The following is a 24761-nucleotide window of genomic DNA, read 5'->3' on the forward strand; positions in this document are numbered from 1 at the left end:
TTCCCGGGCAATCTGTCGCGCGTCGGTGTCGCCCACGTCCCCCCGTGCGCGGGAGATCGTTGACCTGAGGGAACCTCGTGCACGCCGACGCGCCGTGCCGGGCACTTCCCCGGCCCGAACCGACTCCGGAGGGCCGTCGGCGAGACGACGAAGGGAACGGTGAACCGCGGTCATGAGCAGCGTCGACCAACGGCCGACCGGCACCATCTATCAGCAGGTCCAGGCCACCCCGGAGTTCCGGGAGTTCCGCGGTCGGCTCCGCCGGTACGTGTTCCCGATGACCGTCGTGTTCCTCGTCTGGTACCTGGCCTACGTGTTGCTGGCGTCCTACGCGCCCGAGTTCATGTCGATCCGGGTCGTCGGCAACATCAACGTCGGGCTGCTGATCGGGCTGGGCCAGTTCGTCAGCACGTTCGTGATCACCCAGCTCTACGTGCGGTTCGCCGAGCGCGAGATCGACCCGGCGGCCACCCGCCTGCGTGAGCTCGTCGAGGAGGGCCACCGATGAGGGTCCTGACCGTGCCGGGACAGGCGTCGCCCGCTCCCGAGGCCGTGGGCAGCGTCGTCGCCAACGTCTCGATCTTCGCCGTGTTCGTGCTGATCACGCTCGTGGTCGTGTTCCGGGTCAGCCGGACGAACTCCACGCGCGCCGACTACTACACCGGCGGGCACTCGTTCACCGGCCCGCAGAACGGCACCGCGATCGCCGGGGACTTCCTGTCCGCGGCCTCGTTCCTCGGCATCGCCGGGGCGATCGCGCTCTACGGCTACGACGGCTTCCTCTACTCCATCGGCTTCCTCGTGGGCTGGCTGATGGCGCTGCTGCTGGTCGCCGAGCTGCTCCGCAACACCGGCCGCTTCACGATGGGCGACGTGCTGGCGTTCCGGATGCGGCAGCGTCCGGTGCGCGCCGCCGCCGCCACGTCGACGCTGGTGGTGTCGCTGTTCTACCTGATCGCGCAGATGGCCGGCGCCGGCGGACTGATCTCGCTGCTGCTGCAGATCCCGAAGACCGACCGGTTCTCCCAGGCGCTCGTGGTCGTCGTCGTCGGTCTGATCATGGTCTTCTACGTGCTGGTCGGCGGCATGAAGGGCACCACCTGGGTGCAGATCATCAAGGCCGGGCTGCTGCTGACCGGCGCCGCCGTGCTCACCGCCTGGGTGCTCGGCCGCTACGGCTTCAACCTCTCCGAGATCATGGGCCGGGCGACGCTGAACTCGCCCGCCGGTGAGGCGCTACTGGACCCGGGCCTGCAGTACAAGAGCAAGGTCGACTTCATCTCCCTCGGCCTCGCGCTGGTGCTCGGGACGGCGGGCCTGCCCCACATTTTGATGCGCTTCTACACCGTGCCCACGGCCAAGGAGGCCCGCCGCTCGGTGGTCTGGGCGATCTGGCTGATCGGCGTGTTCTACCTGTTCACGCTCGTGCTCGGCTACGGCGCCACGGCGCTGCTGCCCCCGGGCACCATCACCACGGCGAACCAGAACGACGCCGCGCCGCTGCTGGCCTACGCCCTGGGCGGCGAGCTGCTGCTCGGGATCATCGCGGCCGTCGCGTTCGCGACGATCCTGGCCGTGGTCGCCGGTCTGACGATCACCGCGTCGGCGTCGTTCGCGCACGACGTCTACGCGAACGTGCTGCGCCGGGGGAAGGCCTCCCCGGACTCCGAGGTCCGCGTCGCGCGGACGACGGCGGTCGCGATCGGCGTCGTCGCGATCGGTGGCGGGATCGTGGCCAACGGGCAGAACGTCGCGTTCCTGGTGGCGCTCGCGTTCGCCGTGGCCGCCTCGGCGAACCTGCCGACGATCCTGTTCTCGCTGTTCTGGCGGCGCTTCAACACCACCGGAGCCCTGTTCAGCATCTACGGCGGCGTGATCATCTGCGTGGTGCTGATCGTGTTCTCGCCCGCGGTGTCCGGCTCGCCCAGCTCGATGATCAAGGGTGCGGACTTCGCCTGGTTCCCGCTGTCGAACCCCGGCCTGGTGTCGATCCCGGCGTCGTTCCTGCTCGGCGTCCTCGGGACGTACCTGGGCGGGCGGGAGAAGTTCAACGCCGCCCGCTTCGCCGAGATGGAGGTCCGCTCGCTGACCGGTGCCGGTGCGGTCCGGGCGACCAACGAGAAGCCCGCGCAGTCGCGCGAGGTGACGGTCAGCTCGGTCGGTGCGATCCCGACCTACGGCCCGGTGGACAACGGCCGTCCGGCCCGCGGCGACCGCGGCCGGGCCCGCCGTGTCGACGTGACCGACCCGTCCGAGGGGCTGACCGCCCCGCAGTCGGCGGTCGACGAGCAGGGGGCGACCCGTCGCCGGGCGGCACCCCCGCCCGGGCCGAACGAGGTCACGATCCCGCACGCGTCGCTCTACGACCGGTCCGCCTGGCGGGACTGAGTCCGGGCCTCGCGCCGGCACCGGGGTCTCGGGCCCGGTCCGGCGGGGCGTTCACGGCGGGCTGACAGGGGGAGGTGGCAGGATGGCACCCATGTCCGAGGTGCCCTCCCTGCCGGTGTCCCAGCTGCCCGCCGACGTGCCGATGCTGGACGTCCGCGAGACCGACGAGTGGACGGCCGGACACGCCCCGGGCGCACGTCATCTGCCGATGTCCGAGCTGGCCGGGCGGCTCTCCGAGATCCCGGCGGACGACCCGCTCTACGTCGTCTGCCGCTCCGGGGGCCGGTCCGGCCGGGTCGTGCAGTACCTGACCCAGCAGGGCATCCCCGCGGTGAACGTCGACGGCGGCATGCAGGACTGGGCCGCCGCCGGACGCCCCGTCGTCACCGACGACGGCCGTGCCCCGCAGATCATCTGACGCCGGTGACCCCCGGCCCCGACGAGCCCGGCCCCCCGAGCGCTCCCGCCCCGCCCCCTCCCGGCCCGACGGCCGGCCAGGGCCCGGCGGGCGAGCCGACCGCGTACGCCGAGCCGGGTCACGCCGCATTCGCGCAGGGCGCCGCGCCTGGACATGCGGCACCCTCGCCGCCGTGCCCGCGCTGCGGGCGCCAGTCGCCGGCCGGGGCCGGCCCGTTCTGCCCCTACTGCGGCCGCTACCTCGCGGCCCTGGACTGGGTGGCGCTGACCCCGGACCCGGCGCTGTTGCCGGAGTCCGTCCGCGCCCGTCCGGCCGCGACGGCACCGGCCCGCTACGACGGCCCGCCCCGGTACCGGCAGATCCCGCGCTGGGGCCTGCCCCTGGGTCCATGGCGCTCGGCCGGTCCCGACGACGCGCCGACGTCGCTGCAGCTGGCCCGCGCGCTGGCCGGGCAGCTGGTGCCGGTGCTGTGGGTCGCGGCCGCGATGTCGGCGATCGCCGCCGTCGCCGAGGTGTGGCGCTATGTCCTGCTGCTGATCAGCCGGAGCGACGCGCTGTCGCCGACGGCCGTCGCCTGGTCGGACTCGCTCGTCTGGTTCGGCGGCTGGGCGTCGCTCGCGGCGGTGCTGGCGAGCGGGTACCTGATCATCGCGTGGACGCTGCAGGCGATGCGCGCGGCGGCGCAGCGCTCGGGGACGGTGCCGGTGCGCTCGACCCGGGCCGTCGTCCTCGGGTGGATGATCCCCGGCCTCAACCTGGCCGTGCCCGGCGCGGTACTGACCGAGATCGAGCACTCCGCCCTGGACCTGCCGCCGGACGACCGCCCGCGGCCGTCCCGGGAGCTGCTCGTGTGGTGGGCGCTGTGGGGCGCCTGCGTCCTCCTGGGCGCGGTGACGGCGTTGTGGGCACTGCGTGACGGCACCCAGGCCCTGGCCGACGGCGTCGTCCTGCACGCCTGGCTCGACGTCCTGGCCGTGGTGACCGCGGTGGTCACGGCGCGCGTCGTGCGGCGTCTCACCGACCTGCTCGAGCCGACGCTGGGTGGTCCGCGGGAGCTGCTGGTGTCGGTGGCCGGCCCGGCCCGGGCCTGACCCTTCCGGGCGGTGGTCGGCCGGGCCGGAGCTCATCGTCCGGGCTGCTCGTCCTCGGGTGCGGGGCGACGCGGTCCGGGCGGCAGCGCCGTGGGAGGGGTGGGCCGGCGGTCGACGTGCGGCGCGGACCCGTTCACCGGCGATGCCGGGCCCGGGCGCGGGTCGGCCACCGACGCCGGGGTCCGGTCGTCGGTCGTGCCCGCGGCCCGGACCGGGAAACCGGCGATGGTCCCCGCCGGGAGCGGGACCGGTCCGGCCGTCGTCGCGCCGACGGCCGGACCGAACGGGATCCCCTCCGACGGGACCGGCGCGGCCAGCCAGATCGACCCGGCCGTCGGCCGGCCGGCGGGCGGACTGTCCCGCGCCGGGAGCACCGTCATCGCGGGTACGCGGGCGGGTACGGGCCCGGTCTCGTCCGATCCTGCCCCGTCCGGTCCGGTCCCCACCGGCTCGACCTCGGCCGGTCGCCGGACCGGACGGGTACGGGGGACGAACCGCTCCGGTGCGGCCGGACCGCTGGTCCAGCCGTCCGCGGCCGGGCGCAGCGACATCGACGGCCCCGCCGTCAGTGCCGACGCCGAGACCGCGCGCAGCTTCTTCCGGATCCGGGCCACGACGCGTGGCGAGCCCTCGACGACGACGGAGAGGGCGAGCCGGTCACCGTGCGGGTCGGCGACGGTACGGACGACGTGCGCGACACCGTTCCCGCCGTCGACGACGATCTCGCTGTCGCCGGAGCCCGGGCCGGGCAGCAGGCCGAAGGCGATCCGCATCAGCTCGGCGTGCCCGACGGCGAGCTCCTCGGGGTCCGGTCGGCCCGGGTCGGTGGACCCGCCGCAGGTGTCGAGCACCATGCCGCTGTCCACGTCGACGAGGGCCGCGGCCCGGACCCGGGTGTCGGTCAGCAGCGGCGCCAGCACCGTGGCCAGGCCGTCGGCGCGCACGTTGACCGCGTGCCGGTGACGTCCTGGCACGACGGCGGGCTCAGCGCTGGTTGGCGGGGAAGTACGACTGGTCCTGCGCGGCGGTCGGACGCGGCACGCTGGGGCCGTTGCCCATCGTGAACTGCTGCTCGATCACCCGCAGGTCCCGCCGGGCCATGGCCAGGTTCGCCTGGGCCCGGTTGAGGACCAGGTAGAAGAACAGGTTCTCCTCGCCGGTGCCGTGGATGATCCGGATCAGGTGGTACTGGGTGTCGAGGGTGATCAGGATGTCCTCGATCGTCTCCCGCAGGCCCAGCTTCTGCATGACCTCGAGCTTGGTGCGCACGACGTCGGAGTTGCCGGGGGCCGCGACGTCCAGGTCGAACTCCGGGCTCCCGCCGCGGGATCCGAGGGTCATGCCGCTGTCGAAGTCCACCAGCGCGACGGCGAACGCGCCGCGGATGTTCGCGGCCATGTCCAGGGAATGCTCGATGTTGTTCATGGGGAAGAAGGCCTCCAGGCCGGGGAACGGAACCGCGACGAAAGGGGAGTGTTCGCGGCTCGGCGACAGTATCCCCGGAATGGAAAAGGCGCCAGAGTGGGGTGCGTCTCGTTCGCGCATAAAAGGCGGGACTAGTCGAGACGGCGTAGTGCGTCGAGCAATCGGCGCATCGTGTGCAGGTCGGTCGACCATCCACCGGCCGGCGCGGGCTCCCGCTCGACGGCGTCGCGTGACGGGCCCCCGGCGTCGGGCTGCCGCGGGAGCGGGACCGCGCCGGCGGGTGCCCCGGGGGCGGGCCGCACCGGCGCGGACGGGGCCGCGCGGGACGCCGGGGCGAGCGCGACCGCCGGACGTCCGGAATGGGTGCCCGGGTTCCGCATCGGCAGCCGCGCGAGGACCGGTGCCCGCTCGGTGATCGACTCCTGCACGGGCGGGAGCGCCTGTGGCGGAACGGCTCCCGGAGTGTCCGGCCGGAGGGTGGACAGCGCCAGCCGGGCCTGGGCGAGGTTCGCCCGCGCCCGGTCGAGGCAGAGGTAGACCAGCAGCGCAGCGCCGTCCCCGGAGCGGATCCGGCGCAGCAGGTGGTAGTGCCGCTCCCCGCTGATCATGAGGTCCTCGAGGTCGCCCCGGAGCGCCGGCGAGTCCGCGACGACCCGGCCCCACGCGATCACCGGAGCGGCCTCGGGCGGGCGCACCCCGTACTCGTCCACCGTCGTTCCGGACTGCTGTCCGGCGACACACGAATACTGCGCACCGGGCAGCGAGGCGATACTCCGGAGCGCCTCGGAAAACGTCGTCAAGATCAATTCCTCCCGGGCTGGAAAATGGTCGCACGGAACCGTTTCTCGGTGATACCCGACCCGTATGGGGGTATTGCAAACAACGCGATGGGCCTTTCGCCGTAGCGCGTACGGCCGTTCTGTCGCTTGCCGTGGACCGGCCCGAGGTCTATCGCTCTGCGCGACGGATCAGTAACCGCTGGTAGCCGCGCATCACGAAGCGCGGCCGGCGCGACGGAGTCCCGGCGAGGGCCATGTCGGGCAGTCGTTCGCGCAGGGCGTGCAGCGTCGCGGCGATCTCCACGCGGGCCAGCGGCGCGCCCAGGCAGTAGTGCACCCCGGCGCCGAACCCCAGGTGCGGGTTGGGGGAGCGCCCGACGTCGAGACGGTCCGGGTCGGCGAACGCCTCCGGGTCCCGCGCGGCCGCCCCGAGCAGCGCGCCCACGCTCGCCCCGGCCGCGACGGGGAACCCGGCCACCTCGGTGTCGCGCAGCGCGGTCCGCTCGAAGAGCTGCAACGGCGCGTCGAACCGGATCAGCTCCTCCACCGCGGCCGGGACGAGCCCCGGGCCGGCGACCAGACGCGCCCACTGGTCGGGGTGGTCCAGCAGTGCGCGGACGCCGTTGCCGATCACGTTCACGGTCGCCTCGTGCCCGGCCATCAGCAGCAGCGCCGCCGTGCCGACGAGCTCGTCGCCGGAGATCCGTGCACCGTCGGCGTCGCGGACGGCGAGCAGGTCGGAGACGAGGTCATGCCCACCGGCGGGTCGGGCGGCGAGCGCGCGCAGCTGCGCGACGAACTCCGCCGACGCGCGCTCGGCCGATGCTCGGCCGTCGTCGCCGGGGTCGGGCTCGTACATCCGCACGATCGCGTCCGACCAGCCGCGCAGCGGTCCCCGCTCGGACTCCGGGACGCCGAGCAGCTCGGCGATCACCTCGACCGGCAACGGCTCCGCGACGCCCGAGATCAGGTCGGCCCCGTCCCCGTCGTCGCCGCCGCCGCCGCAGCCCTCGTCGATGCGCTCGACGAGACCGTCGACCAGAGCGTCCGCGCGTCGCTGCACCCAGGGGGCGAGGCGGGCGGTGTGGCCGCGGCCGAACGCCGTCGCCACCAGCCGTCGCAGACGGGTGTGCGGCTCGCCCTCGCGTTCGAGCAGCGAGTTGCGGTGCAGCAGGTTGAACGCGGCGAAGTCCGCGGCCGGCGCCGCGTCGGTCCAGATCCGGCCCAGGCCGCGGTCGCGCAGGACGTCCGAGCAGGCCGCGTGCGACACCGCCACCGGCAGGCCGAGCGACGGGTGCTCGTGCACCGCCGCGACGGCGCGCATCCGCGCGTAGGCGGGGTAGGGGTCGGCCAGGAACGCGGGGTCGGCCGGATCGAACGCATGCACCACCCGCTACCTTGCACCACGATGGGCAAGAAGACGCGAACCCGAGCCGCAGCCGCCACGACCGACGGGGAGAACCCCCGCCGGCCCTGCCCGTGCGGGTCCGGCAAGCGCTACAAGGCCTGCCACGGCGCGGGCGACGACGTGATCGTCATCCGTCCGTTCGAGGGCCTGACGTCCGAGCCGGACCTGGTCGCGATGCGGGAGTTCCTGCCGTCGGCCACCGCCCCGCTGCCGGTGCGCGACGGCGCCCCGGCGACGCTCGCCTCGGTGCTGCCGGGCGCGTCCGCGGCGCTGGTGCGCGTCAACGGCGAGATCCTGCTCGGCATGCAGGTCCAGACCCGCTCCGGCGACCTGGCGGCCGACCTGGCCGCGGCCCTGACCTGGGCGCGGTCGGCCGAGCCCGGCTCGTCGCTGCCCGTGGTGGGGCCCTCGCTGCGGTCGTCCGAGCGCCTGCAGGACCTGCTCGACCCCGACGCGCACCTGGACCTGACGGTGCACAAGGACTTCGCCTGGTGGCTCGCCGACGACGGCGAGCCGGGTGCCGAGGCCGCCGCGATGCTGGAGCGCGCGAACTCGGTGATCCTGCCGACCGAGCAGGTCGAGGGGAAGGGCGTGCGCGCCGCGTACTGGGTCGACACCGGCTCGAAGGCGCACCTGCGCTGGGTCCGCCCGGAGCCCGAGGACCGGCTGATGGCGGCGCTGGCACGCCTGTCCGAGCGCGGCGAGCTGGAGCTGTCGGCCGACAGCCGCTACGCGGGCTCGTTCCGGGCGCACGGGCTGCTGGTGCCGGTCTGGGACCTCGACCAGGAGATGCACTCCTCGGAGTGGTCCGAGCCGGCCGCGTCGTTCGCCGCGCGCCTGGAGGAGACCCTCGAGGGTCTCGACGCGACCCCGTTGACCGTCGACGAGCACCGCGCACGCGACGTCCTCGCCGGCAAGCAGATCACGCTCCGCTAGACCGCCCCGACACGCGGAACGGCCCCGCCGAGGCGGGGCCGTTCGTGTGTGAGGGGGTGGCTCAGACCCGTCCGCCGGCGACCGGCGGGGCGGTGGTGTCGGGCGCCGCGGCCTTGGTGAGCTCGCGGTTCACGAAGTCCTCGATGTGGAACAGGTTGTCCCCGGCCCGGCGGACGACCGTGAGCAGCGTCGACATCGAGGCGACCTCCTCGACCTGCTCCTTGAGGAACCACTGCATGAACTGCTCGCCGAGGTAGTCGCCCTCGTCGCGGGCGGTCCGGGCGAGCGCCGTGATCTGCTCGGTGACCGTCTTCTCCTGCGACAACGCGAGCGTCACTACGTCCTCGACGCTGGAGAACTCGTTGCGGACCTCGTCCACGGCCGGGATGACGGCGCGGTGGTCGGAGTCGAGCAGGTACTGGACCATGCTCATCGCGTGGTTGCGCTCCTCGAGGGCCTGCGCGTAGAAGTGCGCCGCCAGCTGCGGGAGGTCTTCGTCGTCGAGGTAGACCGCGACCGCCGCGTACTGCTGGCTCGCGGTGAACTCGTTGCGGATCTGGTCACGCAACATTGCGGGGAACTTCGTCTCCTCGGCCACCCTCCGATGGTAGCCGGAGAACTTTTCTGGATCCATTCAAGAAGAGTGGGATCACACGGTCGGACGCGGCCATCGGTGGCCTCGTAGGCTCCGGGGCATGGGACTTCTGGACGGAAAGGTCGTCATCGTCACCGGTGCCGGTCGGGGTATCGGTCGCGGCGAGGCACTGGAGTGCGCGGCGCAGGGCGCGTCGGTGGTGGTGGCCGAGTTCGACCCGGACGCCGGCGAGGGCGTCGCGAAGGAGATCGTCGACGCCGGCGGTGCGGCCGTCGCGGTCAGCGGGGACGTCGCCGAGGCGGCCACCGCGGACTCTCTCGTCGCCACGGCGGTGGAGCAGTTCGGACGCCTCGACGCGCTGGTCAACAACGCCGGCATCCTGCGCGACCGCACCGTCGCCAAGCTCTCCGAGGACGACTGGGACGCCGTCGTGCGGGTGCACCTGCGCGGGCACTTCCTGCCGACCCGCGCCGCGATCCGGCACTGGCGCGAGGCGAAGACCCCCGGGCACCTGGTGCACACGGCGTCGACGTCGGGAATCCTCGGCAACTTCGGCCAGACGAACTACGGCGCGGCCAAGGCCGGCATCGCCGCGTTCTCCACGATCGTCGCGATGGAGGGCGCCCGCGCCGGGATCACCTCCAACGCGATCGCCCCGACCGCGCTCACCCGGATGACGCTCGACCTCATGCCGCAGGAGTTCCGCGACGCCCGCGACGAGGCCCTGGAGCGCGGCGAGTTCGACTTCTTCGCCCCGGAGAACGTCGCCCCGCTCGTCGCCTACCTGTGCTCGGACGAGTCGAGCCACATCAGCGGCAAGGTCTTCGGCGTCCAGGGCGACAGCGTGGAGATCTACCAGCCCTTCACGTCGGTCGCCGAGATCCGCGGGGACGGCAGGCGCTGGGACCCGTCGGTCCTGGCCGGTCGCGTCGACGAGCTGTTCACCGAGTCCGGCATCGTCCCCGGCGCCGAGAACATGATGGCCAAGAGCCGCCACCAGATCCTGCGCTGAGCCCGGCCATGGTCAACGGGGCGTCAGGGCTGTCGACGCATGATCGAACAGCACTGACGCCCCGTCGACCATGTGAACCGGAGCGGGCGCGTCAGCGGACCTGGGTGATCCCGGGCAGGAACGCGTAGCCGACGAACGCGACGACGTCGATCAGCGCGTGTGCCCCGACCAGGGGCCAGAGACGGTTGCTCCGCTGCCACACCCGGCCGAACACCAGCCCCATGACGACGTTGCCGAAGAACGCGCCCACGCCCTGGTAGAGGTGGTAGGCCCCGCGCAGGACGGCCGTCGCACCGATCGCGCGGTTCTCCGACCAGCCGAGCTGACGCAGGCGGGTGAGCAGGTAGCCGATCATCACGATCTCCTCCGCCCAGGCGTTGGCCAGGGCCGAGGCGACGAGCACCGGGATCCGCCACCAGACGTCGGTCAGGGTGCTCGGCGCGACGTCCGGTGCGATCCCGATCACCCGGCCCAGCAGGTAGAGGCCCAGGCCCGGGATGCCGATCAGGGCGGCGAGCCCGAGGGCGCCGAGCGCGTCACGTCCGGGGCGGGTGCGGTCCAGGCCGACCCGGCGCAGCGCGATCCCGGCGCGCAGCAGCAGGTAGACGGCCAGGGCGCCCCACCCGACGAGCTGCAGCACCCGGACGAGCTGGAACGCCAGGTCGACGACGGTGTCGGTGCTGGCAGGGGCGTTCAGCGTCACCTGCTGGCTCGCCAGCGGGGCGGGCGCGAGCAGGGCCTCGACCAGCGACAGCGCGCTGCGCAGCGCGGAGAGGCCGAGCGTCACCGTCAGCACGACGGCGATCTCCAGCCCGATCAGGCGGCGCTCCCGTGCGTCCCGTACGACCTCGACGCCGGACGGTGCCGGTAGGAGCCAGTCCCGAACTGCCACGGGCACCGACGTTACCGCTCCGCGTATCATGGCCCGTGTGCTCCGGCTGGTGTTGTCCCCGCGGTGGATCGCCTGGCACCTGCTCACCCTCGGTGCCATGACGACCTGCGCCTTCCTGGCGATCTGGCAGTGGGGCCGCGCCGGCTCGGCGATGGGGTCCGCGCTGAACGTGGGCTACGGCCTGCAGTGGCCGCTGTTCGCGTTGTTCTTCGCGTTCTTCTGGTGGCACTTCCTGCACATGGAGGTCCGGTCGCTGCGCGATGCCGAGGGCGCCATGCGGACCGATGAGGCGGCCGGCACCACGACCGGCGACGGGGCCGGCGACCCGGGAGAGCCGTCCGCCGCGGACGAGCCCGTCCGGCCGGCGGCTCCGGAGAAGACACCGGAGCCGGATCCCGACCGGCCCTCCCCGTTCGGCCCCCGCCCCGCCGGGGTCGACCTCTCCCGCCTCTCGGACCCGCAGATCCGGGCCTACAACGACGAGCTGGCCAAGCTGAACGCCAGGAACCAGGAGCACTGACACCGTGTCGATCGCGACCGCGCTGAAGGCGTACCGGATCTCGGCCTGGGTCACCGGCGTCGGCCTGCTGCTGCTGACGTTCTACGCGATGCCGGCCAAGTACTTCTTCGGCGACCCGCGCCCCGTGGCACTGATCGGCATGGTCCACGGGTTCCTGTACATGATCTACATCGTGTGCACGCTGATCCTGGCCGAGCGCACCCGCTGGAAGCCGCTGTTCGCCCTGGTCATCCTGGCCGCGGGCACGATCCCGATCGCGTCGTTCGTGGCCGAGCGCAAGGTGACGCAGAAGGTGCACGCCGAGCACCTGGGTGCCGCCACCGCCTGATCCCGGGCGCACACACCTGAACGCCGCCGGGAGTCGGAATCACCGGCGGCGGGCAGGGTTTCGGAATGGCTTCTAAGAGGCAGCTCGGAACGGGCAGCCGACCAGCTCCCCGAGCCGCGCGCGCAGCTCCTCGACCGTCGTCGCCTCGCTGGACCAGGCCAGCCGCACGTCGTGGTCCCCGGACGGGGTCTGGACGCGGATGCGCAGGCCCAGCCGGTCCACCCCGAGCGGGCGCACCCGCGCGCCGTCGGTGAGGCGCAGCGTCGAGGGCAGGTGCCGCATCAGCGACGTGAACACCTCCGGGTGGGCGTCCTCGAGGTGCGCCAGCCACTGGTGCTCGAACAGGCAGAACGGGTCCGGACGGGCCGCTGCCAGCTCGTCCGCCGACGTCGCGGCGCTGGACTCGGCGTCGGAGTAGACGGTCGACCCGGGGCGCAGGCGCACCAGGGTGGCGTTGTGCCCGACGTCGAGCAGCCGGGGGTGCGGGCGCAGCTCGGCCAGGCGCAGGGCCAGGTGCCGGGCCGCGGCCGGTGTCGGCTCGTGCAGCCAGCCGACGATCCAGAGCAGCTCACGCACCTGGTCCGGCATCGGGACCGGGGTGTGCTCGGTGAGCTCGAGCATCACGGGAAGCTCGCCGGCGTCGTTGTCGCGCAGCCGCTCCAGGAGCACGGAGTCGTCGGGGAGGAGCAGGTCGGTGGCGCCGTCGGGGTGCACGTGGTGCATCAGCGGCGTGATCGGGCCCGGCTCGCCGGTACCGACGATCGCGGCACGTCCACCACGGGCGACCAGGCTGCGCGCCCGCTCGGCCGCCGTCGGCGCCGGAGGACGCCGCGTTCGGGTAGTTCCCACTCCCTCACCTCCATTTAGGTAACCCTTACTTAAGCAACTCGGAAGCCTCCTGTCCAGGGACGGCGCCGGAACGGCCCACGGAGGACCGGCTTCGGGCACCCCTTTGTCAACCGGCCGTGACCCGACCGTTAGCGTCTGACGTCGTGATGACCGTGCCCTCGGGTTCCTCCGCCGACCCGTGGCCCGTCCGTCCGCTGCTGGCTGCTCTCGTCGACGACACGAGCCTGCTCCAGCCCCGGGCGACCGCCCCGGGGGTCGACGCGGTGGTCTCGCGTTACCTCTCGGCGCGCGACGGCCACTACGGCGGGCTGGTCGGCCGCCTGGTCTGCCCCGCGTCGCAGCTGCCGGCCGTGGTCACCGAGCTGGCCCGGTCGTCGCCGTCCCGGCCGGCCGAGCTGGCGCTGGTCGTCGACACCGGCCTGGGCGCGGTGCCGAAGGCGCTGTCGACGGTGTTCTCCCGCTCCAGCCTGCTGACCCCGAGCACGGTCGAGTGCGCCGCACCCCCGGACGTCGACGGCGTCTGGCTGGAGCGCGTCTCGGAGTTCGTGCCGGAGGAGGTCACCCCGGTCGTCGAGCCCCGCCGCCCGGTGGAGGACGACCCGGCCGGCACGAAGGCCTGGCTGACCGCGGTGCGCCGCGTCGCCGAGCACGGCTGCACCCCGAAGCTGCGGATGGGCGGCCCCCGGGCCTCCGACGTCCCGACCGTCGACGACGTGCACAGCTTCCTGGAGGCGTGCCTGGAGACCGGGCGCGGCGGGGTCAGCGCGCAGGGACTGGACCGGATCGTGCGCGACCGGCCCGAGTCCGCCGACTACCGCGGCCGGCACGGCCTGCTCAACCTGATCGTGGCGGTGTCGCGGCTGCTGGGCGAGAGCCCGTCCGGGACGGCCCGCGAGGCGCTGGACTCCATCGACGGCGAGGGCATGGCCCGCGAGCTGGACACGCTCTCGCCCGAGGCCGTCGCGCGGATCCGCACGGTGCTGCCCCGCTGCGGGGTGGACCCGGAGCCGGTGCCGATCTCCGACCTCGTCGCCCTCGGTCTGCTCGACTAGGGGCAGCCACTACGGTCATGACGTGACGCGCATCGGCTTCCTGGGCCCGCACGCCACGTTCACCGAGCAGGCGCTGCGGTCGCTGCCCGCGTCGCAGGGCGCGGAGCTGGTCCCGCTGGCCGGGTCGCCGGCCGTGCTGGCCGCCGTCCGTGACGGCTCGGTGGACGCCGGGTGCGTGCCGATCGAGAACAGCGTGGAGGGCGCCGTCCCCCCGGTCCTGGACGGGCTGGTGGACGACCCCCCGTTGATGATCGTGGCGGAGGCGCTGGTCGCGGTCCGGTTCGTGCTCCTGGCCCGCCGCGGCACCGCCCTCGGCGAGATCACCTCGGTGGCCTCGCACGGGCACGGCATCGCCCAGACCCGCGGCTGGCTCGCCGGCCACCTGCCGTCGGCGGAGGTCCGGGTGAGCTCGTCGACGGCGGAGGCGGCCGCGCAGGCCGCCCGCGGTGAGGTCGACGCCGCGGTGTCCTCGCCGCTGGCCGCCGAGCAGCACGGCCTCGACGTGCTCGCCGACGACATCGCCGACAACCCCGGCGCGGTCACCCGGTTCGTGCTCCTGACCCGCCCCGGGCCGCCACCGGCGCCGTCCGGCCGCGACCGCACGACGCTGGCCGCGACCACCCGCAACCAGCCCGGCACACTGCTCGGCCTGCTCACCGAGCTGGCGCTGCGCGGCATCGACCTGACCCGCATCGAGTCCCGCCCGATCAAGGACCGGCACGCCGAGTACTGGTTCCACCTGGACTGCTCCGGGCACGTCGCCGAGCCGGCGATGGGGGAGGCGCTGGCCGCCCTGCACCGGCGCTGCGACCGGGTCCGGTTCCTCGGCTCGTTCCCGCGCGCCGGGGACACGGCCGGACCGGCGGAGGGGGCGGGCAGCCCGGCGGTGCCGCTGGGCGCCGCGTCGAACGAGGAGTTCTCGGCCGCGCAGCAGTGGCTGGCCGGGCTCCGGAACGGGACGTGCACATGAGCTCCGCCTTCCTCGGCACCGACGGCACCGCACCGGTGCGTGACGCCGCCGTCCCGCCCGACGACGGCGCGCTGCGGCTCGTCCTCGTCCGGCACGGGCGCACGCCGTCGAACGTGAGCCGCGCGCTCGACACGGCGCTGCCCGGACCGTCGCTCGACGAGCTCGGGCGGGCCCAGGCGGACGAGGTCGCCGGGCTCTTCGCGGACTGGCCGGTGCGGGCCGTCCACGCGTCCCGGGCCACCCGCGCACAGCAGACCGCGGCCCCGATCGGCGAGCGGCTCGGCCTGCCGGTGACGACCATGGACGGCATCCACGAGATCTTCGTCGGGGAGCTCGACGGCCGTGCCGACGAGGCGTCGCGGGCCCTGTTCGACGAGATCTTCGACGTCTGGTGGGACGGCGACCCGGACCGCCCGCAGCCCGGCGGCGAGTCCGCCACCGACCTGCGCACCCGCTTCCTGGCCGACGTCGAGCGCGCCCTGGACGGCGTCGACTCCGGCGCCGTCCTGCTGGTCAGCCACGGTGCGGCGATCCGGCTCGCCAGCGCGGCCCTGCTGACCGGCGGCCCGGACGCCGAACGGGGCCGGGGCAACCCGCTGCCCAACACCGGACGCGTGGTGCTGCGCCGCGACCCGGACGGCTGGGTGCTCGAGCTGTGGGACCCGATCCCGGCGGTCCCCGACTACTGAGAACACGGTGGCCGCACGGCACCGCTCCCGCGACACTGACGACCATGATCGACGACGTAGGGGACGCGGCGGCGCCGGCGGACGGCCCGGGCGGGATGCTCGTCGTCGTCACCGGCCCGCCGGGTGCCGGCAAGAGCACCGTGGCCACCACAGTGCACGACCGCCTGGGCGACGCCGGGATCGCCAACGCGCTGATCGAGGTCGACGAGCTCGAACGCTGCTACCCGCCGCGTGACGAGGACGACGTGATGGCCGATCTCGCCGCGATGGCCGGGCGCTACCGGGCCGGGGGTCACGACCTGCTGTTCGTCACCGCGACCGTCGAGGACGACGCCTACGCCGAGCGCCTGGTCGCCGCGGCCGGTACCGCGTCGACGGTCGTCGTCCGGCTGGAAGCCGACCCCGGCACACTGGCCCGGCGGATCCGGGAGCGCGAGCCGGTCGGCTGGTCCGGCACCGAGGACCTGGTCACCCACGCGCGGTGTCTCGCCGTCGGGATGGCGGACCTGGCCCGGGTCGATCTCGTCCTGTCCACCGACGACACCGCGGTGGACGACCTCGCCGCGCGGATCGAGGAACTGCTCCGGTCCCGTCACCGCTGAGGGGTCAGCCCCAGCCGAGCTCGTGCAGTCGTTCCTCGCCGATGCCGAAGTGGTGGGCGATCTCGTGCACGACGGTGATCGCGACCTCGTCGACGACCTGGTCGGAGTCCTCGCACATCTCCAGCACGGCGTCGCGGTAGATCGTGATCCGGTCCGGGAGCTCGCCGCCGTAGTCGCTGGTGCGCTCGGTCAGGGCGACGCCCTCGTACAGGCCGAGCAGGTCGGGGTCCTCGGGGTGGCGGTCCTCGACCAGCACCACGACGTTGTCCATCCGGTCGGTCAGCCCGGCCGGGACCAGGTCCAGGGCGTCCGAGACGAGCTCCTCGAAACGCAGCTGCGTCATCTCGACGCTCACGGCGAGGGCAGCAGTCCGGGCAGTCCGGGCGGGATGTTCGGCAGCCCCGGGGCCGGCGTCGACGGTGCGACCGGGCCGCCGGAGGCACCCCCCTCGCTCGACGGCGCGGCACCCGAGGTCGGGGCACCGAACGTCGGCGCCTGGCCCGAGGTGGCCGAGTTGCCACCGGGCGCGGGCGGGGTGGAGCCGGCCGGGGGCGCCGGCTGGCCGCTGACCGCGAGCTTGCCCTTGATCGAGCCGGTGATCGCGGCGAACCCGCTGCCGTCGGGCAGCAACGTCGCGAGGTTGCAGTTGACCTTCCGGCTGCCGGCCTTCCAGGACGGGTCGGACAGGTTGTCCCAGTAGACGGTCAGCTTGTTCTGCGCGATCGCACCCTTGTTGGCGCCGGCGAACGTGTCGGCCGCCTTCTGGCACGCCGGCTGCAGGAAGCCGTCCTGGTCGTCGACCGAGGGCAGGCCCTCCTTGAACTGCGTGCCCAGGTCGACGATGCCGACGGTCTCGACGGCGTGCGGCTGTGCGCAGTCCACCGGATCACCGACGGTCCGGCCGTCGATGCCCAGGCAGGTGCCGGCGGGGACCACGGCGGACTGGTCCTGGGCCGCGACCTTGCCGGTGATCGGGATCATCATCCCGGACCGCGAGGCCGACTGGAGGCCGCAGCGCATCCCCTTGTCGCCGCCGTCCCACCGGGCCTGCGACGGCTTCAGCGCGCCGATCCGGAACTTGCCGTCCGGGTCGAACTTGTTCTTGAGGTAGCCGTTGACCACCGGCGAGCAGCGTTCGGCGACCAGCTTCTGCCAGCCCTGGTCGGTCGGGAACGCCGGCTGGTCGAGCAGCTTGACGTTGCCGGCCTGCTCGAACAGGTGCGGGCGGGCGCAGTCGACGGCCGCGGTGTCCACGGCGTCCGGACGGTTCCAGTTCAGGCAGATGCCCGCGGTGTCCGGCGGGGGCGGAGCCGGGGGCGCCTCCTCGGCGGCCGGGGAGGCGGAGCCCCCGTTGCCGCCGGAGGACGCGAACGACCCCAGCACCGGGATCTGCGCACCCATCAGGGAGTCCAGCGAGGCCACCGCCAGCATGAGGAACGCGCCGGCCAGGATCCCGGCGCCGATCCGTCGCGCGGTGGAGGTCGTCGTGTCCCTGCCCCGCCGCCCCGGACGGACGGGCGTGCGCCGTTCCGGGCGCTCCAGTCCCGCGGGTGCTCCGCTGCGTGCCGGGCCGGGCACCGCCGTCGTCTCCTGCTCGACGAGCGCGGTCCGCGGGTCCGGCGCGGCGACCACCGCGGTGCGGCCGTAGCGGCCGTCGTGCCCGTCGTAGGCGCCGACGGCCGCGGTCGATCCGGGATCACCGGGACCGGCCGGAGGGGCGTGTCGGCGACGTGGGGGAGCGGCGCCATGTGGGGAGACGGGGTCCATGACGCCGCCCATGATGCCGTGCGTCCCACTGTGGATTCACACGGGCGTGCTCTCGGGGCGGTCATCGGTCGGCGCCGTGCTGCGAACGAGGCACCGCCGTCGCCGAGACGTTGTGAAATGGATACCGTTCGTCCCGCGAACTGTCCCGGTGACCGGGTCGGGAACCGGTAATGTGCCGATGGGGGTGACCATGACCGACGACGGACGACACGCGGCGGGCGACGGGTCCGGGGGGACCGAACCGCCGGGCGACGACGCACCCACGACTCCGGGGCGCATCCGGCGCCAGGACGAGAGCACCGCGCCGCGCGAGCCCACACTGGCCGAGCGCCGCGCACGCGAGCAGAAGATCCGGGCCGACCGCGAGGCCGTGCGCCTCAAGGAGGCGCGGAGCAAGAAGAACAAGCGCCTGCTGATCGGCGGCGGTGCCACCGTCGGCGTGGTCGCGCTGATCGCCGCCGTCTACGCGGCCTCGTCGAGCGGCGAGGAGGTCGAGGCGCGCTGCGTCGACGAGAACAACGTCGTCGTCGACGACAGCCAGTGCTCCCAGCCGGCCGGCCAGGGCAACGTCAACAACGGTGGCGGCGGGTTCGCGTTCGTCCCGATCTTCCTCGGTGGCGGCGGCCGGCAGTACCACTACAACTACGGCGGCTCCGGCGGCGTCGGGCAGGTCGCGACCGGCGGCAGCGTCGCGTCCCCGCCCCGTGGGGCGACCGTGCGCAGCGGCACCTCGGGCAGCACGATCTCCCGCGGCGGGCTCGGCGTGGGCGGCAGCAGCAGTGGCGGCAGCGGTTCCAGCGGATCCAGCAGCGGGAGCTGACGACACCACATGCGCCGTGAGCGAGGCACCCCACGTCCGGGGTGGGAGAAGTCGGTCGCCGAGCAGGGCCTCGTGTTCGGGAGCCCCGGCCGGGACGCCGCCGGGCGGGGCAGTCGCCCGTACTGGGACGAGTCCGTGCACTACGTGTTCGAGATGGACGAGATCCTGTCCATGGAAGCCGACGTCGAGGTCCTGCACTCGATGTGCCTCGACGCCGTCGACCACGTCGTGACCACCGAGCGCTACGCCGACTTCGGGCTGCCGGAGTGGTGCTGGGAGGCCGTCGCGTCCTCCTGGAAACGGCACGACCCGCACGTCTACGGGCGCTTCGACCTGCGCTACGACGGGGCCGGCCCGGCGAAGATGCTGGAGTACAACGCCGACACCCCGACGTCGCTGCTCGAGGCGTCGATCCTGCAGTGGAACTGGCTGCAGGACACCCACGGCGACGACGACCAGTGGAACTCGCTGCACGAGAAGCTCGTCGAGCGCTGGGGCGAGATCAAGGCGTCGCTGCCCAGCGGCGAGGTGCACTTCACCTGGTCCAGTGCGGACTCCTCCGGCGAGGACCACATCACCGTCGGCTACCTGCAGGAGACCGCAGCCGCGGCCGGGCTGGACACGGTCGGGCTGGCGATCGAGGACATCGGCTGGGACTCGGCGCTGGACCGGTTCGTCGACCTCGAGGAGGCCCCGATGGCGGCGGTCTTCAAGCTCTACCCGTGGGAGTGGATGCTCTCCGACGACTTCGGCAAGCACATCGCGCGCAGCCTGCCGGACACGCTGTGGGTCGAGCCGCTGTGGAAGTCGCTGCTGTCGAACAAGGCGCTGCTCGCGGTGCTCTGGGAGATGTACCCGGGGCACCCGAACCTGCTGCCCGCGTACCTGCGTGACCCCGGCATGCTCACCGAGTACGTCAAGAAGCCGCTGCTCGGGCGCGAGGGCGCGAACATCTCCGTGGTCTCGCCGGGCAGCGAGGTCTCGACCGGCGGGGTGTACGGCGAGGAGGGCTTCGTCTACCAGCTCTTCGCCCCGCTGCCGGAGTTCGACGGCTTCCGCCCGGCCCTGGGCGCCTGGGTCGTCGGCGACACCGCCGCCGGTCTCGGCATCCGCGAGACGGCCGGCCTGATCACCGACGACGGCGCCGCGTTCGTCCCGCACCGCATCCCCGAGTAGGACCGCACTCCCCGACTCCCGGTACACCCACACCCGTTTCGATCCGGACCATTCGCCCGGATCGCCCGCTCCCCCTCTCGGAGGTTCCCGTGACGACCACGGTGCTGGCTCAGGACGCGATCTACTGGAGCTTCGTCGGCCGCGGTGTCGGCGCGATCCTGCTCTACGCCGTGATCGGTGTCCTGCTGATGCTGCTCGGCTTCTGGGCGATCGACCTGACCACGCCGGGCAAGCTCCCGCAGATGGTCCGCGCCGGCCTGCCGAACGCGGTGACGATCACCGCGGCCGGGATGCTGTCGATGGCGTTCATCATCGTCGTCGCGATCTACTCCTCGGCGGGGTCGCTGCTCGAGGGCATCTTGTCGTCGCTGATCTTCGGCCTGGTCGGGATTGTCGCCCAGGTCGCCGCCGTGCGTCTGCTGGAGTGGGTGACGCGGATCGACATCGGCGAGGTCATCCAGTCCGAGGAGCGCCGCGCCGCCGCGAACGTCGTCGCCGCCGCGCACGTCGCGCTGGGCCTGATCGTCGCCGTCGCCGTCCTGTAGCCCGTCCCGCGCCGGTCAGGCGTCGGCGATCGTCCGGGCGAGCTCCTCGTCCAGGGCGACGCGGGTGAGCGCGGCCGAGAACGCGGCCAGCCGGTCGTCGTCGACCAGCGTCGCGAGCTCGTGCTCGTCGCCCGGCAGGCCGAGACGCTTCGCGCCGTCGAGCGCCTTGCCGTCGAGGGTCGGGCGCAGCTCCGGCCAGACGGCCTGTGCCTCGCGGGCGAAGATGTCCGCCCCGACCGGGCCGATCCGCGGGAACGCGGTCAGGAGCGTGCGGACCCTCGTCGCGTCGCCGTCGGCCTCCTCGCGCAGCTCGCGCAGGTCGCCCTGGTAGCGGTCGAGCAGCATCACGGCGGCCTCGCCGAGCGCGGTGGCCATCTGCTCGTCGACGCGCGTGTAGTGCGCGCGGTCCATCGCGTCGACCCGCTCCTGCCAGGTCGCGTCGCGCATCCTCTCGGGCGTGCCCATGCCGGAGGAGACCAGCTCCCGGGTCGCGACGACCCCGAGGTTCGACTGCACCCGCGACGACAGCAGCGTCGTCAGCACGAGCAGGCGGTAGAGCGGGGCCGGCTGGTCCTTCAGGGAGATCCCGGCCTCGGCGGCGTAGGTCTGTCCGGCGGCCTGCAGCAGGGCCTCGACGGTGCGGTCATCGGCGCTCATGACCCCCGTCTACCCGCCGGGGAACACGGTCAGACCCGTGAACACCGTTCGGGGACCGGACGGCGTGCCGGGGACGGTGTCCGGTCCCGGACCGCCGATCATGGAGCGCGGCCGGTGTCACCCCAGTGCGGTGACCGCGTCCACCCGGGCCTGCGGCGGGGGCATGGCCTCGATCTCGGTGCGCACGGCGCGCGCCGTGGCGGCCAGCTCGCCGTCGTGCACCAGACGGTCGAGGGCCTCGGAGGTGACCTCCCCGGCGATCCCGGCGCCGCGGGCGTCGACCAGCTCGGCGTTGTGCCGGCGGTCGCCCGCGCCGGGGACGGCGAGCTGCGGAATCCCGGCCGAGAGCGCGGCCAGCACCGTCCCGGCGCCGCCGTGGTGCACCACGCCGGCGCAGCCGGGCAGCACCTCGGGCAGCGGCACCCACCCGACGGTCCGCACCCCGGGCCCGGCCCTGCGTGCCACCTTCGCCGTCGGCCGGACCAGCACCAGCTCGCAGTCGACGTCCGTCGCGGCACGGACGGCGGCGGCCATCGGGTCGCCGCGTCCGGGACCGGCGACCGTCGTCCGGGTCACCAGCACGCGCGGGCGGTCCGAGGGCGCGCGCAGCCAGCCGGGGACGTCGGCGTCGCCGCGGCGGCGGTGCCCGGTGTCGACCGGGCGCATCGGCAGCCCGTCGCGCTCCCCGACGAGGCTGGGCGGGGCGATCGTCAGCGTCAGGGCGGGCGCGGGCAGCGCGGTCATCCCGTGCCGCCACATCGCCCGCTGCATCGTCCGGGCGCCGACGGTGGCCCCGACGAGGTCGGCCCCGGCGAACAGGTTGTTCTCCTGCAACACGGCCGGGACGTCGTGGCGGGCCGCGGCGAGCGCCCCGGCGGCCGCGAGCGGCTCGTGGATGACGACGTCCGGGCGCCACTGCGCCACGACCGTGACCAGCGCGTCGGCCAGCTCCTCGTTCACCGGCCCGAACAGCGACCGCACGCCGCGGTCACCCCCGCGCCCGGCCAGCTCGGCGCGCGCGGTGACGGGGTGGGTCACCATCGCGGCGGCGGCGATCCGGCCGAAGCGCAGGTTCCGCGCCACGTCGATCACCGGCAGGTTCCCGGTGTCGGCCTCCAGCGCCTCGCCGCCACTGGCCAGGAGCACCTCGTGGCCGGAGTCCCAGAGCGCGTCGGCCAGCGGGAGCAGTGGCAACAGGTGCCCGGTCATCGGGGCCGAGACCACCAGCACGCGCACCCCTCGAGACTAACCGCCTGCCGGGCTCACACCAGGCCCGTAGGGTGGTATCCGTGATCTCGCCGGACGCGCCCGAGGCGCCGCACCACACGGGCGCTCCCCGTCTGGTGGCCACCGACGTCGACGGCACCCTGCTCGACGACGACCACACCATCTCCGAGCGCACGGTCTCGGCGATCTCCCGCGCCGTCGCCGCCGGGGCCGGGTTCGTGCTCGTCACCGGACGTCCGCCGCGCTGGATCCCGCCGATCGTCGCCCGGCTGCCCGAGGGCCTGGTGCGGCTCTGCGTCTGCGCCAACGGCGCCGTGCTCTACGACGCGATCGACGACGTCGTGCTGGGCGCGCACACCCTCGACCCGGACGCCGTGCGCACCGTCGCCGCGACCGCCGCGCAGCTGTTCCCGGGCTGCGGCCTCGGGGTGGAGCGGGTCGGCAACGCCGAGACCGGCGGCGTCGACGAGTTCCTGGCCGAACCGGCCTACGTGCACGCCTGGGGCGAGTCCGACGCCGGCCCGGCCACCCGCGACGAACTGCTCGCCCGCCCGGTCACCAAGATGCTGATCCGCGCACCCGAGCTGTCCAGCGACCAGATGCGGGAGCGTCTCGCCCCGCGCGTCGAGGGCCTGTGCGACCTGACGTTCTCGCACCCGGGGGGACTGATCGAGGCCGCCGCACCGGGCGTCACCAAGGCGACCGGGCTGGCCGAGGTCGCCGCCATGGCCGGTGTCGACGCCGCCGACGTCGTCGCGTTCGGTGACATGCCCAACGACCGCGAGATGCTCCGGTGGGCCGGTCGCGGGGTGGCGATGGGCAACGCGCACCCGGAGCTGCTCGGCCTGGCCGACGAGGTCACCGCCCCCAACACCCGGCACGGGCTGGCCGAGGTCCTCGAACGCTGGTTCTAGTCACCCGACCGGGACACTTCGGACCCGCCCGGCCCCGTCCGGAGCCGGGCGGCCGCCGCGCGTAGGATCACGGGCTGTCATCGCCCGCGTCGCGCGGGCACGCCGGCGTCGCACACCGACGATCACGAGCGTCGTGGAGGGCCCATCCCCGTGGCCGAGATCCTGGACCGCCCCGGTCCGCACGCGCCGGACGGCGCGTCCGACCCGGGTGCGCCCGTTTCGGAGACCGCCCCGGCCGGTGAGCTCGCCCTGCTGGCCGCCGTCCAGCGCACCGTCGCGCACCCGCCGGTCGTGGCGGCCGCGCGCGGGATGTCGCTGTTCGGTGAGCACGCCGCGGGCTGGCTCGCGATCGGGCTGGCCGGCGCAGCACTGGACCGCGCCCGCCGACGTGAGTGGCTCGGCTCCGCCGCCGCCGTCGCGTTCGCGCACGGGGCGTCGATCGGCATCAAGCGGGTCGTCCGCCGCCGCCGTCCGGAGCACCCCGCGGTGCGTGTGCTCGTGGGCACGCCGAGCCGGCTGAGCTTCCCGTCCTCGCACGCCACGTCGACGACGGCCGCCGCCGTGCTCTACGGCGGGTTGCTCGGCGCCCCGGTGACGCCGGTGGTGGTCCCCGCCATGGCGGTGTCCCGCCTGGTCCTGGGCGTGCACTACCCCAGCGACGTCGCACTGGGTTCGGTGCTGGGGGCCGCGGTCGCGGTCGGCTCCCGCCGGTGGCTGCGCCGTCGCGCCACGAACCGCGTGCGGAACGCCCTCAGCAGCCGGAAGGCAGGATCATGACCAGCACCGACTCGACCCCGAAGGTCGACGAGGCCTCCGGGGGCAAGCCCATGGGCACCGCCCGGGGCGTGCTCAAGACGATGCGCCCGCGTCAGTGGGTCAAGAACGTCCTGGTCTTCGCCGCGCCGTTCGTCGGCGGCGGGCTGTTCGACGGCCCCGTCCTGATCAACTGCCTGGTCGCGTTCGCCGCGTTCTCCCTCGCCGCGTCCGGCGTCTACCTGGTCAACGACGCGCTCGACGTCGAGTCCGACCGGGTGCACCCGACCAAGTGCAAGCGCCCCATCGCGGCCGGGATCGTGCCGGTGACGCTGGCCTACGGCGTCGCCGCGGTGCTGTTCCTCGGCGCGATCGCGCTGAGCCTGCTGGCGACCTGGCAGCTGGTCGTCGTGCTGGCCGTCTACGTCGTGGTGCAGCTCGCCTACTGCGTGTGGCTCAAGCACCAGCCGGTGCTCGACATCTGCATCGTGGCCAGCGGCTTCCTGCTGCGCTCGATCGCCGGTGGTGTCGCGACCGGGATCGCGTTGTCGCAGTGGTTCCTGCTGGTCGCCGGGTTCGGCTCGCTGTTCATGGTGGCCGGCAAGCGCTACGCGGAGATGATGGTCGCCGAGAGCACCGGCGCGAAGATCCGCAAGTCGCTGGAGAGCTACTCGTCGTCGTACCTGCGCTACATCTGGTCGCTGTCGGCCACGGTCATGATCACGACCTACAGCCTGTGGGCGTTCGAGATCCGCGAGACGCAGAACAACACGATCTGGTCGGTCATCTCGATCGTCCCGTTCGTGATCGCGGTGCTCCGCTACTCGGTCGACGTCGACCGCGGCACCGGCGGCGAGCCCGAGGAGATCGCGCTCGGCGACCGCGTGCTGCAGGTGCTGGCGATCGTGTGGGTGGCGATGCTGACGCTCGCCGTGTACGCCTGAACAT

28 protein-coding genes and 1 pseudogene are annotated in these 24761 nt (G+C 73.6%); 18 read left to right on the forward strand and 11 right to left on the reverse strand.

Going from position 1 to position 24761, the window contains the following annotated elements:
- Positions 1-172: 172 nt before the first annotated feature.
- The 4 genes and pseudogenes from EV383_RS00605 (at position 173) to EV383_RS00620 (ending at position 3897) form a co-directional block, all read left to right on the forward strand.
- Complete coding sequence (locus EV383_RS00605) at positions 173-508, forward strand: DUF485 domain-containing protein (protein ID WP_130288093.1); 336 nt, start codon at positions 173-175, stop codon at positions 506-508.
- A pseudogene (locus EV383_RS00610) lies at positions 505-2112 on the forward strand (solute symporter family protein); the annotation flags it as partial. The gene EV383_RS00605 and the pseudogene EV383_RS00610, both read left to right, overlap by 4 nt.
- 367 nt (positions 2113-2479) lie before the next feature.
- The gene (locus tag EV383_RS00615) at positions 2480-2806 is read left to right on the forward strand and encodes a rhodanese-like domain-containing protein (protein ID WP_130288095.1); all 327 of its coding nucleotides are present in this window, start codon (positions 2480-2482) and stop codon (positions 2804-2806) included.
- 5 nt (positions 2807-2811) lie between these two features.
- Positions 2812-3897, forward strand: a complete 1086-nt coding sequence (locus EV383_RS00620; protein ID WP_130288096.1) for a DUF4328 domain-containing protein — start codon at positions 2812-2814, stop codon at positions 3895-3897.
- Between the two features lie 32 nt (positions 3898-3929).
- Here the strand turns inward: EV383_RS00620 and EV383_RS30960 are convergent, their stop codons facing one another.
- The 4 genes from EV383_RS30960 to EV383_RS00640 all read right to left on the reverse strand — a co-directional run bounded on the left by EV383_RS30960 (position 3930) and on the right by EV383_RS00640 (position 7488).
- Positions 3930-4871 carry a hypothetical protein gene (locus EV383_RS30960; protein ID WP_165438184.1) on the reverse strand — a complete coding sequence of 314 codons (942 nt, stop codon included), beginning with the start codon at positions 4869-4871 and terminating at the stop codon, positions 3930-3932.
- A 10-nt stretch (positions 4872-4881) separates the two neighbouring features.
- Positions 4882-5322 (reverse strand): hypothetical protein, encoded by a 441-nt coding sequence (locus tag EV383_RS00630; RefSeq protein WP_130288097.1) that lies wholly within the window; start codon positions 5320-5322, stop codon positions 4882-4884.
- Positions 5323-5453: 131 nt separating this feature from the next.
- Entirely contained in the window at positions 5454-6032 is a 579-nt protein-coding gene (locus EV383_RS00635; protein WP_130288098.1) for a hypothetical protein, read from the reverse strand.
- Positions 6033-6270: 238 nt separating this feature from the next.
- Entirely contained in the window at positions 6271-7488 is a 1218-nt protein-coding gene (locus EV383_RS00640; protein ID WP_242623386.1) for a cytochrome P450, read from the reverse strand.
- A gap of 21 nt (positions 7489-7509) precedes the next feature.
- Between EV383_RS00640 and EV383_RS00645 the strand changes: the two genes are divergently transcribed.
- Positions 7510-8445, forward strand: a complete 936-nt coding sequence (locus EV383_RS00645) for a DUF5926 family protein (protein WP_130288099.1) — start codon at positions 7510-7512, stop codon at positions 8443-8445.
- Positions 8446-8506: 61 nt separating this feature from the next.
- Here EV383_RS00645 and EV383_RS00650 read toward each other — a convergent pair whose 3' ends face one another.
- The gene (locus EV383_RS00650) at positions 8507-9016 is read right to left on the reverse strand and encodes a ferritin (RefSeq protein ID WP_423213678.1); all 510 of its coding nucleotides are present in this window, start codon (positions 9014-9016) and stop codon (positions 8507-8509) included.
- A gap of 124 nt (positions 9017-9140) precedes the next feature.
- Here EV383_RS00650 and EV383_RS00655 point away from each other — a divergent pair, with 124 nt between their 5' ends.
- Positions 9141-10052: an SDR family NAD(P)-dependent oxidoreductase gene (locus EV383_RS00655; RefSeq protein WP_130288101.1), complete on the forward strand. Its 912-nt coding sequence runs from the start codon at positions 9141-9143 to the stop codon at positions 10050-10052.
- Positions 10053-10143: 91 nt separating this feature from the next.
- Here the strand turns inward: EV383_RS00655 and EV383_RS00660 are convergent, their stop codons facing one another.
- Positions 10144-10974 (reverse strand): CPBP family intramembrane glutamic endopeptidase, encoded by an 831-nt coding sequence (locus EV383_RS00660; RefSeq protein WP_130288102.1) that lies wholly within the window; start codon positions 10972-10974, stop codon positions 10144-10146.
- Here EV383_RS00660 and EV383_RS00665 point away from each other — a divergent pair.
- The gene (locus EV383_RS00665; protein WP_130288103.1) at positions 10973-11464 is read left to right on the forward strand and encodes a hypothetical protein; all 492 of its coding nucleotides are present in this window, start codon (positions 10973-10975) and stop codon (positions 11462-11464) included. The two genes, EV383_RS00660 and EV383_RS00665, sit on opposite strands and share 2 nt — an antisense overlap.
- 4 nt (positions 11465-11468) lie before the next feature.
- Positions 11469-11792 (forward strand): DUF3817 domain-containing protein, encoded by a 324-nt coding sequence (locus EV383_RS00670; protein WP_130288104.1) that lies wholly within the window; start codon positions 11469-11471, stop codon positions 11790-11792.
- A gap of 72 nt (positions 11793-11864) precedes the next feature.
- On the opposite strand, the gene EV383_RS00675 is transcribed toward EV383_RS00670, so the two are convergent.
- Positions 11865-12641, reverse strand: a complete 777-nt coding sequence (locus EV383_RS00675; protein ID WP_130288105.1) for a DUF2470 domain-containing protein — start codon at positions 12639-12641, stop codon at positions 11865-11867.
- A gap of 146 nt (positions 12642-12787) precedes the next feature.
- Between EV383_RS00675 and EV383_RS00680 the strand changes: the two genes are divergently transcribed.
- Genes EV383_RS00680 through EV383_RS00695 form a run of 4 tightly spaced genes read left to right on the forward strand, consistent with a single transcriptional unit; the run spans position 12788 to position 15954 of the window.
- Positions 12788-13693, forward strand: coding sequence for a hypothetical protein (locus tag EV383_RS00680; RefSeq protein WP_130288106.1), 906 nt, complete (start codon positions 12788-12790; stop codon positions 13691-13693).
- A gap of 22 nt (positions 13694-13715) precedes the next feature.
- Positions 13716-14663, forward strand: coding sequence for a prephenate dehydratase (pheA, locus tag EV383_RS00685; RefSeq protein ID WP_130288107.1), 948 nt, complete (start codon positions 13716-13718; stop codon positions 14661-14663).
- On the forward strand, positions 14660-15352 hold the full coding sequence (locus EV383_RS00690; protein WP_242622829.1) for a histidine phosphatase family protein: 693 nt from the start codon (positions 14660-14662) through the stop codon (positions 15350-15352). The genes pheA and EV383_RS00690 overlap by 4 nt, the downstream gene beginning before the upstream one ends.
- Before the next feature lie 44 nt (positions 15353-15396).
- Positions 15397-15954, forward strand: coding sequence for an AAA family ATPase (locus EV383_RS00695; protein WP_207223389.1), 558 nt, complete (start codon positions 15397-15399; stop codon positions 15952-15954).
- A 4-nt stretch (positions 15955-15958) separates the two neighbouring features.
- Here EV383_RS00695 and EV383_RS00700 read toward each other — a convergent pair whose 3' ends face one another.
- Together EV383_RS00700 and EV383_RS00705 are read right to left on the reverse strand one after the other, a co-directional pair.
- On the reverse strand, positions 15959-16309 hold the full coding sequence (locus EV383_RS00700; RefSeq protein WP_130288108.1) for a metallopeptidase family protein: 351 nt from the start codon (positions 16307-16309) through the stop codon (positions 15959-15961).
- Positions 16306-17721, reverse strand: a complete 1416-nt coding sequence (locus tag EV383_RS00705) for a septum formation family protein (protein WP_165438185.1) — start codon at positions 17719-17721, stop codon at positions 16306-16308. The genes EV383_RS00700 and EV383_RS00705 overlap by 4 nt, the downstream gene beginning before the upstream one ends.
- 190 nt (positions 17722-17911) lie before the next feature.
- Here EV383_RS00705 and EV383_RS00710 point away from each other — a divergent pair, with 190 nt between their 5' ends.
- The 3 genes from EV383_RS00710 (at position 17912) to EV383_RS00720 (ending at position 20262) form a co-directional block, all read left to right on the forward strand.
- Complete coding sequence (locus EV383_RS00710; RefSeq protein ID WP_207223390.1) at positions 17912-18541, forward strand: hypothetical protein; 630 nt, start codon at positions 17912-17914, stop codon at positions 18539-18541.
- A gap of 9 nt (positions 18542-18550) precedes the next feature.
- The gene (locus EV383_RS00715; RefSeq protein ID WP_130288110.1) at positions 18551-19717 is read left to right on the forward strand and encodes a glutathionylspermidine synthase family protein; all 1167 of its coding nucleotides are present in this window, start codon (positions 18551-18553) and stop codon (positions 19715-19717) included.
- 89 nt (positions 19718-19806) lie between these two features.
- A complete protein-coding gene (locus EV383_RS00720) occupies positions 19807-20262 on the forward strand; it encodes a DUF350 domain-containing protein (protein ID WP_207223391.1) in 456 nt (151 codons plus the stop codon).
- Positions 20263-20277: 15 nt separating this feature from the next.
- On the opposite strand, the gene EV383_RS00725 is transcribed toward EV383_RS00720, so the two are convergent.
- Both EV383_RS00725 and EV383_RS00730 read right to left on the reverse strand, forming a co-directional pair.
- Positions 20278-20919 (reverse strand): endonuclease, encoded by a 642-nt coding sequence (locus EV383_RS00725; protein ID WP_130288111.1) that lies wholly within the window; start codon positions 20917-20919, stop codon positions 20278-20280.
- Positions 20920-21036: 117 nt separating this feature from the next.
- A complete protein-coding gene (locus tag EV383_RS00730; RefSeq protein WP_130288112.1) occupies positions 21037-22155 on the reverse strand; it encodes a glycosyltransferase in 1119 nt (372 codons plus the stop codon).
- Between the two features lie 53 nt (positions 22156-22208).
- On the opposite strand from EV383_RS00730, the gene EV383_RS00735 reads away from it, so the two are divergent.
- The 3 genes from EV383_RS00735 to EV383_RS00745 all read left to right on the forward strand — a co-directional run bounded on the left by EV383_RS00735 (position 22209) and on the right by EV383_RS00745 (position 24757).
- A complete protein-coding gene (locus EV383_RS00735; protein WP_242622830.1) occupies positions 22209-23060 on the forward strand; it encodes an HAD family hydrolase in 852 nt (283 codons plus the stop codon).
- 249 nt (positions 23061-23309) lie between these two features.
- Positions 23310-23837 carry a phosphatase PAP2 family protein gene (locus tag EV383_RS00740; protein WP_242623387.1) on the forward strand — a complete coding sequence of 176 codons (528 nt, stop codon included), beginning with the start codon at positions 23310-23312 and terminating at the stop codon, positions 23835-23837.
- On the forward strand, positions 23834-24757 hold the full coding sequence (locus EV383_RS00745) for a decaprenyl-phosphate phosphoribosyltransferase (RefSeq protein WP_130288113.1): 924 nt from the start codon (positions 23834-23836) through the stop codon (positions 24755-24757). The genes EV383_RS00740 and EV383_RS00745 overlap by 4 nt, the downstream gene beginning before the upstream one ends.
- Positions 24758-24761: the final 4 nt, after the last annotated feature.

This window comes from Pseudonocardia sediminis (assembly GCF_004217185.1).
GTDB classification, from domain to species: Bacteria; Actinomycetota; Actinomycetes; order Mycobacteriales; family Pseudonocardiaceae; genus Pseudonocardia; species Pseudonocardia sediminis.